This is a genomic window from Streptomyces sp. NPDC002926, assembly GCF_053591755.1.
This window is the reverse complement of the sequence record NZ_JBSFUK010000005.1, coordinates 442,866-450,360: the sequence shown is the minus strand read 5'-3', so window position 1 is coordinate 450,360 and position 7,495 is coordinate 442,866. Positions and strand designations below refer to the sequence as shown.

Here is a 7,495-nt window from a genome sequence, read left to right as displayed (position 1 = left end):
CGCGGCCGTCCGTCACGCCGCGAGGCACATTCCGCCGTGCGGCGGGGCTGCCGCGCGCCCGGAGCTGCGGTCGCGCCCCGGGACGACCGAGGTGACCGAGGTGACCGAGGTGACCGAGGTGACCGACGTGGGTTCGGTCCCGGTCCGGGCCGGCCTCGCCCGAGCCGGGCGGGCAAGCTCACCGTGGGCCAGCGCGAGGAGATCGGCCAGTCCCAGGCCCAGGGCACGGGCGGCGGCCGCGAGGACTTCGGACGAGGCCTCCTTGCGGCCCCGCTCCAGCTCGGAGAGATAGGGCATCGAGATCCGGGCGGCGTCGGCCACATCCTTGAGCGTGCGTTCCTGGGCGAGGCGCTCACGGCGCAGTACGTCACCGACGACGTGCCGCCAGAGGGGCTCTTTGGCCGCGGGGGTCGGCGCCACTGTGGCCGGGCGGAGTGGAATGACGCGGGCTTGGTTCGGCACGTGGCTGCTCACCCCCTCAGGGTAGGAGCGTTGCGGTCGGCTGGGAGGCAGCAGAGTTCCGCCCCGTGCGAAATCACGCGTTCCGGCCGCCGATGCCCGCAGTGAGAGTGCCGGTGCGCGTTGCGGCAGCAACGGCGTTACGGCTTCCCCGGTTTGCGGGCCATGAGGTGGGCCTGCTGGACCTTCTCGTCCCGGCCGGGCTCGCGCAGCATCCGGGCGTCCACCACCAGCCCGGCCTGCTGAAGCAACTCGGCGACACGGTCGGGCGACAACCGGCGGAAGTCGAGCGACACCGGGTGGCCGAACGGCCGGGCCAGGTGCAGAGGTTCGTCGCCGACCTGGAAGGCGAGCAGCAGGTGGCCGCCCGGGGCCAGCACCCGGTGGAACTCGGCGAACACCACCGGCAGCCGCTCCGGTGGGGTGTGGATGATGGAGTACCAGGCGACGATGCCGCCGAGAGCGCCGTCGGTGAGGTCCAGGGCGGTCATCGAACCCTCGTCGAACCGCAGCCCCGGGTACGCCTCCCTGGCCAGCGCGACCATCGCAGGCGACAGGTCGACGCCAAAGGTGTTCAGCCCGAGTGAATTCAGGTGCGCGGTCACGAGGCCGGGGCCGCACCCGAGATCGGCGACCGCCCCCGCACCGGCGGTCCGCACGAGTTCGGCGAACGCCGCGAGAAGCGCACGGTCCAGCGGCCTGGCCTCGAGTGCGGTGCGGAAGCGCTCGGCGTAGTCGACGGCGACGGCGTCGTAGAACGCCCGGGTGGTGCGCAGGTAGGAGGGTTCGGCCACGGTCGAGGACAGTAGTCCCCCACGGCCCGCGCCCGACACCCCTCGCCGGCGCCCGCCACCACAGGGAGCGCTCGACCGAGCCACTCCTCGCAGGAGGAACCGTTCGCCCCGTGGCCCGCTCGCCCGTGGCCCGCTCGCCGCGTGGTCACGTGCCGGCGAACTCACGGCGGGGCGGTGAAGCCCCATTAGGGTTTGCGGCGTGGGGATCAGCGAGTGGGCAGAGACCGTACGAGCCGATGACGACGAGCGGGACACACCACCCCGGTGGCGCGTCCCGCTCGTCGCGACGGCCGTCGTCGTGCCGCTGTACCTCCTGTGGGCCGTCTGGCTCGCGACCGGTGGTGGCGACCTGGCGGCGCAGCTCGCCTGGGCGGGGTTCATGGAACGGCACCCCACCTCGGCGTACAACCTCTCCTGGTACGGGGGCGCCCACACCGCCAACTACAGCCTGCTGACGCCACCGCTCATGGCCGTCTTCGGCGTGCGCGCGGTGTCCGTCGCCGCCGGTCTGGCCGGCACCTGGCTGCTGGCCTGCCTGTTCGTACGCAGCGGAGTGCGGTGGCCCGGCCCGCCCGCCGTGCTCGGGGCGCTGGCTCTCTGGTGCGATGTCGCCTCCGGTCGTACGACCTTCGCGCTGGGCGTCGCGATCGGGCTGCTCGCCGTGCTGTACGTACGCAGGACGGGCGTCGCGGTGGTGTGCGCGGCGCTCGCTGCCATGGCCAGTCCGGTGGCCGGGCTCTTTCTGGTGGTGGCGGGGGCCGCGTATCTGCTGGACCGGCAGTGGCGCAACGGCGCCGCTCTCGTGCTGCCGCCGTTCGCCGTGGTGGGCGCCGTGACGCTGCTCTTCCCCTTCCACGGCGAACAGCCCATGGCGGCCGGGAAACTGTGGATGCCGCTGGCCGCCTCCGCCGCCGTGGCGGTCGCGGCGCCACGCGACTGGCGGGTGGTGCGGTACGGAGCCGGGGTGTACGGCGTCGGCGTCGTCCTCACCTATCTCATCGCCTCGCCGATCGGCACGAACGTCGAGCGTCTGGTGGGTCTCGTCGGGCCGCCGGTGCTGCTCGCGGCGGTGCTGGCGGGAGGGCTCGGCAGACTCCTGCGGGCCGTGCTCGCGATCGGGCTGGCCGTGAACACCTACTGGCTGATCGACAAGACCGAGGACGATCTGGTCGTCTCCGGCGAGGTGCCCGCGTGGGCCGCGCACACCGACGGTGTCGTACGGGAGTTGCGGCGGCTGGGCGCCGACCGCACGCGCGTCGAAGTCGTCCCCGCCCGCAACCACCGCGAGGCGAGCGTTCTCGCCCCGCACGTCAATATGGCGCGCGGCTGGAACCGGCAGCTGGATGTGGAGCGCGGGCGGCTCTTCTACGACGGGTCACTGACACCGGCGACGTACCGCCAGTGGCTGGACCGCTGGGCGGTGGGCTTCGTGGTCCTGCACCACGGGCGTCCTGACGGGCCCGCCGAGGAGGAGGCTGCGATCGTCAGGAGCGGGCCGGGCTGGCTGGAGCGGGTGTGGCAGGACGGCGGCTGGACGGTCTACCGGGTGCGGGACGCGGTTCCGCTGGCCGCGGCACCGGCGACGGTGGTCAGCGGCGACGACGCGGAGCTGGTCGTACGGATGCCGGCGGCCGGATCGGTGACGGTACGGGTCGCGTACTCGCCGTGGCTGCGGGCGCAGGGGGCGTGTCTGCGGCAGGAGGGCGAGTGGACGCGGCTGACCGTGCCGCGGGCGGGTGAGTACCGGCTGGACTCGCCCTACCGTCTGTCGCGCTCGGGCGGCTCCGGCTGCTGACGGTGGCCGGCGCCGAGGGCTGGTCGGGTTCTGGCACCGACTTCCCTGCGGGTCTCAACCGAGCTGGGCGGGAACCGTGAGGGACTGAAGATGCCGACGGAGGATGTCGCGCGCGGCATCAGGGGCGACACCGCCCGGGTACAGCACTCCCCCGAAGGCAAGACCGTCCAGAAGCGCGGCAAGCCGCAGCGTCTCCAGCTCGATGTCGAGGCCGGCGGGAATGCCGCCGGACTTCTGGGCCTCGTACAGCACCCGGGCGATCAGCTCGCGCATCTCGTCATGCATCCTGCGGGCGCACCGCCGGAATTCGGGGCGGGTTCCTGCGGCGGTGACGAACGCCGTCCAGAGCACGGCTTCTTCGCGGCGAGTGTCGTCGAGGGGGAGGAATTCGGCGAGCAGTTCCTCGGTGCGGACCCGGCGGTCGATACCGGCGTCCGGTTCGAGGAGCTGCTCCGCATGGCGGCGGATGCGGTTGTCGATGCGCCGCCGGAGCTCCTCCATCGTAAAGATCATCAGCTCCGTCTGGCCGGCGAAGTAGTGCCGCACAGAACCGATGGCCAAGCCCGCCTCCTGGGCGACGTTGCGCAGTGAAGCACTTTCCAGCCCATCCCGGCCCACAACGCGCAGCACCGCCTGTGCGACGTCCTGACGTCGGGCTTCGGCCACGACAACTTTTGGCATACTGTCTTTATAGCATGGTCACGCTAAATAAACTCCGTCCGCCGGACGCGGACAGGCTGGAACAAAGGGGGAGCTGTGGTGAATATCTGGTTACTCGTCACGATCATCGCCGTCGTGGCAGTCGCAGTGGTGGTCAAGCGGCTGATGGGCGAACCACTCAACGCCCGCGACTTGTTCGGACCACCGCTGGTACTCACCGGACTCGGAATCTGGGCACTCACCGAAGTCGAGGAACTGTCCGGGACCGACCTCGGCTGGGTGATCGGCGGAGCGGTGGTAGGCGTGGGGCTCGGCGCGCTGCGCGGAGCAACCATCCACGTCTACCCCAAGGACGGGATTCTCTTTCAGCGCTATACGGGCAGGACGTTCCTCGTCATCGTCGGGTCCCTGGTGGTGATGGCGGGTTTCGGCTTCCTCGCCGTACGGATGGGCATGCACGAGGAAGCGCGGCCGATCAACCTGTCCATCGGCGTCGGCTTCCTGGGCGAGGCGCTGGTCGTCGGCGCGCGGGGCCTGGCGAGCGGAGTCCCCTTCGCCCCCGAGAAGCCGAGCCTGCTCGACAGATATTCCGGGCGCTGAGCGCGGCGGAATCCGACAACGCGTCACCACAAGACTGCTGACACTTGCTATGAAGGCCGGTTACGACACCGACATCGTGGCTCGGGAACAAGGGACGACCGCCTCGTCGAGGTCGCGTCGGCCCGAGCTCCGGCTCCGGCGCTGACGGCCGGTTGTCAGTGGCGTGTGCCACGCTCGGATCATGATTGACCACATCTCGGTACAAGTGGCGGATCCGGCGGCCAGCGCCGCCTTCTACGACCGCGTACTGGCCCCGCTCGGCGGCAAACGGCTGCTCGACTTCGGTGAGGTGATCGGTTACGGCACGACGCAGCCGACCTTCTGGATCGGTCCGGTGACGACGCAGGGGCAGGCCCGCGAGGTGCATATCGCCTTTGTCGCGGCCGACCGCTCGAAGGTACGGGCGTTCTACGCGGCGGCCGTCGAGGCGGGGGCGGAGGTGCTGCACGAACCACGGGTGTGGCCCGAGTACCACGCGGCCTACTACGGCGCGTTCGTCAGGGATCTGGACGGCAACAACGTGGAGGCGACCTGCCATATGCCGGAGTGAGACCGGGGCGCGGCAGCCCTTCTTCCACCTGGGTTCGGTGCGCGCCCGGGACAGAACAGCCGGTCATCCGCATGCTGGGGTGCGGGCCGTTCCTCGGCTCGTCGGCCTGGCTCGGATCGCGCCGGGCCGCCCGCGCCGCACGGGCCTCTCCGTAGATCGTCGTCGTGAGATCGTCATCGTGGCTGTCATGACGCCTCGGCATGGGCCGCCCGGAGCCGGGCGGCGGTTGCCGAGGCGTCGTAGCCCGGGGCTACGCCGTCGACCAGGATCACATCACCGGCCATATGCCGGGTACGCAGCGGCAGAAGCTCCTGGTAGGCCTCGGATTCGTACCACCCGCGCGCCTGCTCCATGCCGCCGAAGCCGATGATGACGAGCGCGCCCGGCCACTCGCCCTCGCGAAGCTCGACGGTCGCGCCGTGGACGAGGAAGCGACCGCCGAAGGGGTCGAGGGTGGACTGGATCCGCTCCATGTAGTCGAAGATCTCGTCGTGCAGATGCGGGGCGGGCAGCAGGTGCCCGACGGCGTAGGCGGTCATGATGTCCTCCCGGTGCGGGGGCTCGTTCGGGGCTCGTACAGGGCTCGTTCGGATGTCTTCGATCCTGCCGGGGTAACGGGAGGCCGTCGATTACCCGCGAGGTAATGGCGGCAGGGTGCTCCCTGCCCAGGTCACAGACCCAGTCCCGGCATTCACCGGCTGTGGGGAGCCAGAAAGGGAACCACGACGCTCAGCGCGGGCTTCCCTCAGAGAAGTACCGGGTCGGGGCCCTGATCTGCAGAGCTGGTCAGGCCCCTCAGTGGTTTCTGGGGCCCGTATGCCCAAGGACCCTCCGTCAACGGCGGGCCCTTGGGCCGGACTCGGCCTGCGGAGGATTGCGTCAACCAGCGGGCCGGGGTTGCGGCGGTACCGCGGCGTGCGCCGATCCGGGCGAGGCTCCCGCTCCCGTGACACCTGTGGGCCGGGGGGCGCGCCGCCACAGGCGTCCCAGGGAGCGGTAGAAGCGGTCCGGCAGGAACGCGGCATCGGCGACGATCATCGCGCCGGAGAAGAGCGGCAGTCCCATGAGCACCGCGATATTCACGTGCATGCCCAGCAGAACGATCAGGACGGGGTATTTGAGCCTGCCGAACAGGACGAACGGAAAAGCGACCTGCACCAGCACCGTCAGGTAGCCGACGACGGCGATCAGCACGTGATGGCCGTCGATCATCTGGGACAGACCGGGCCAGGGCCGGAACAGGTCGATGTTCAGGACGTAGTGGAGGGCGGTGCCGTTGCCCCAGCTGGGGCCCTGCACCTTGTACAGGCCCGCGCACCCGTAGAGGAAACAGACCTGGACGGCGATGACGAACATGCCGCAGTTGTGCAGCACGGTGGTCAAGATGTCGCGGGTGTCGCCGAGTTGGTACCGGAGACTGCCGCCGCGCGGGCCAGTCGTCTTGCCCACCGGCGCTCGGAGCCCGGTCCTGCGCGCGTCGAGGGACCAGCGCCGGCCGGACGCGGTGAAGACGAGGTAGACGGCCATGAGGACCATGAGATTGTCCCCGCCGTCCGCCATGAAGATCGCCTTGGCGTGGAACGACACCACCACGACCGCGAACAGCACGGACACCGCCCGGGTCCGCCAGCCCAGCAGGAACAGAGCACACGTGACGAGAGCCACGGCGTAGCAGACCTCGAAGTACACCCGGCTGTCGGACAGGGTGAGGACGCTGAACCACCCGCTCTGGTCGAGCATCTGTCTGGCCAGCGCGGGCGTCCACGGTGAACCGGGGCCCCACATCTCGTCGCGGTGCGGAAACTCGCGGAGCAGGAAAGCGAGATAGAGCAGCCCGTACCCGATGCGCAGCACCGCCGCCGCATACAGGGAGACCGGCCGCTCGGTCAGGAGGACGAGGAACGCGTGGACCCCCTCGAGTACGCGTTGCGGCGTCCGTACGGCCGCCGGCTCGGTGGTGCGTCGGGACGTTGTGGGCGCGGCGACCGGTGCCTGCTCAGTCCGTTCCATGCGAGGCCACCTTCCACCAGGGCAGATACCGGGTTTCGACCCGCGCCGGTGCCGCGGTGGCCGGGCGGAAACCGCCCGCTGCGCCGGGCGCGGCGATGGGCAGGGTGATCACCCGAAGCTGGATGGACTCGAAGGTGCCGCCGCGTTGGGCGGCGACGCGATCCGCTGCGATGTTGCGCAGATACTTCTGCATCATCAGAGCCCGTTCCGAGCGCGGCCGGTCGTCGCCGCCGTGCGTTCTGAGGTAGGAATTCCAGGCCTGGCGCAGCATGTTCTGTGCCGTATGGCTCGGGAAGACACTGTGCTTGACGGCGGAATCGTCCATGGTGCTCAGATCGATCCAGTCGCTCACCCGTGCGGTGCCGTCCGGTGCTGTCAGCCTGGTCCTCGCCGAGATCTGCCGGTTGACCGACTGCGGATTCGGGGCGAAGAGCCGCCAGTTCTGCTCGAACACGGGCAGGACCCACGCGTTGATCTGCCGGCTGTACGCCTGCGAGATGGCGTTCGGGGGCGCAACGTACAGAAACACCAGGAGCACATGGACCAGGGCCACTGCCAGACAGAGGGCCACCGCGGCTCCCGTTCCCGCGCTCAGCGGGCGGGGTGACCCCGAAATCCCACGGGTCC

The 7,495-nt window shown here is 70.2% G+C and carries 9 protein-coding genes; 3 read left to right on the top strand and 6 right to left on the bottom strand.

Features of this window, described 5'->3' with window-relative positions:
- Positions 1 to 12: 12 nt before the first annotated feature.
- Entirely contained in the window at positions 13 to 474 is a 462-nt protein-coding gene (locus tag ACWDZ6_RS13655; protein WP_451502960.1) for a helix-turn-helix domain-containing protein, read from the bottom strand.
- A gap of 125 nt (positions 475 to 599) precedes the next feature.
- Positions 600 to 1,253, bottom strand: a complete 654-nt coding sequence (locus tag ACWDZ6_RS13650; protein ID WP_451502959.1) for a class I SAM-dependent DNA methyltransferase — start codon at positions 1,251 to 1,253, stop codon at positions 600 to 602.
- Positions 1,254 to 1,458: 205 nt separating this feature from the next.
- On the opposite strand from ACWDZ6_RS13650, the gene ACWDZ6_RS13645 reads away from it, so the two are divergent.
- Positions 1,459 to 3,048: a hypothetical protein gene (locus tag ACWDZ6_RS13645; protein ID WP_451502977.1), complete on the top strand. Its 1,590-nt coding sequence runs from the start codon at positions 1,459 to 1,461 to the stop codon at positions 3,046 to 3,048.
- Between the two features lie 54 nt (positions 3,049 to 3,102).
- On the opposite strand, the gene ACWDZ6_RS13640 is transcribed toward ACWDZ6_RS13645, so the two are convergent.
- Positions 3,103 to 3,729, bottom strand: coding sequence for a TetR/AcrR family transcriptional regulator (locus tag ACWDZ6_RS13640; RefSeq protein WP_451502958.1), 627 nt, complete (start codon positions 3,727 to 3,729; stop codon positions 3,103 to 3,105).
- A gap of 78 nt (positions 3,730 to 3,807) precedes the next feature.
- On the opposite strand from ACWDZ6_RS13640, the gene ACWDZ6_RS13635 reads away from it, so the two are divergent.
- Together ACWDZ6_RS13635 and ACWDZ6_RS13630 are read left to right on the top strand one after the other, a co-directional pair.
- Positions 3,808 to 4,308 (top strand): DUF1453 domain-containing protein, encoded by a 501-nt coding sequence (locus tag ACWDZ6_RS13635; RefSeq protein ID WP_451502957.1) that lies wholly within the window; start codon positions 3,808 to 3,810, stop codon positions 4,306 to 4,308.
- 181 nt (positions 4,309 to 4,489) lie between these two features.
- Positions 4,490 to 4,858: a VOC family protein gene (locus ACWDZ6_RS13630; protein ID WP_451502956.1), complete on the top strand. Its 369-nt coding sequence runs from the start codon at positions 4,490 to 4,492 to the stop codon at positions 4,856 to 4,858.
- A 185-nt stretch (positions 4,859 to 5,043) separates the two neighbouring features.
- Here ACWDZ6_RS13630 and ACWDZ6_RS13625 read toward each other — a convergent pair whose 3' ends face one another.
- The 3 genes from ACWDZ6_RS13625 to ACWDZ6_RS13615 form a co-directional block, all read right to left on the bottom strand.
- A complete protein-coding gene (locus tag ACWDZ6_RS13625; RefSeq protein WP_451502955.1) occupies positions 5,044 to 5,397 on the bottom strand; it encodes a DUF1330 domain-containing protein in 354 nt (117 codons plus the stop codon).
- 340 nt (positions 5,398 to 5,737) lie between these two features.
- Complete coding sequence (locus tag ACWDZ6_RS13620) at positions 5,738 to 6,868, bottom strand: HTTM domain-containing protein (RefSeq protein ID WP_451502954.1); 1,131 nt, start codon at positions 6,866 to 6,868, stop codon at positions 5,738 to 5,740.
- Complete coding sequence (locus tag ACWDZ6_RS13615) at positions 6,855 to 7,439, bottom strand: DUF5819 family protein (RefSeq protein WP_451502953.1); 585 nt, start codon at positions 7,437 to 7,439, stop codon at positions 6,855 to 6,857. The genes ACWDZ6_RS13620 and ACWDZ6_RS13615 overlap by 14 nt, the downstream gene beginning before the upstream one ends.
- Between the last annotated feature and the right edge of the window lie 56 nt (positions 7,440 to 7,495).

Coding starts and splice junctions, on each gene's coding strand:
- ACWDZ6_RS13625 (WP_451502955.1), bottom strand. CDS start 5,397: ATGACCGCCTACGCCGTCGGGCACCTGCTGCCCGCCCCGCATCTGCAC.
- ACWDZ6_RS13630 (WP_451502956.1), top strand. CDS start 4,490: ATGATTGACCACATCTCGGTACAAGTGGCGGATCCGGCGGCCAGCGCC.
- ACWDZ6_RS13620 (WP_451502954.1), bottom strand. CDS start 6,868: ATGGAACGGACTGAGCAGGCACCGGTCGCCGCGCCCACAACGTCCCGA.
- ACWDZ6_RS13640 (WP_451502958.1), bottom strand. CDS start 3,729: ATGCCAAAAGTTGTCGTGGCCGAAGCCCGACGTCAGGACGTCGCACAG.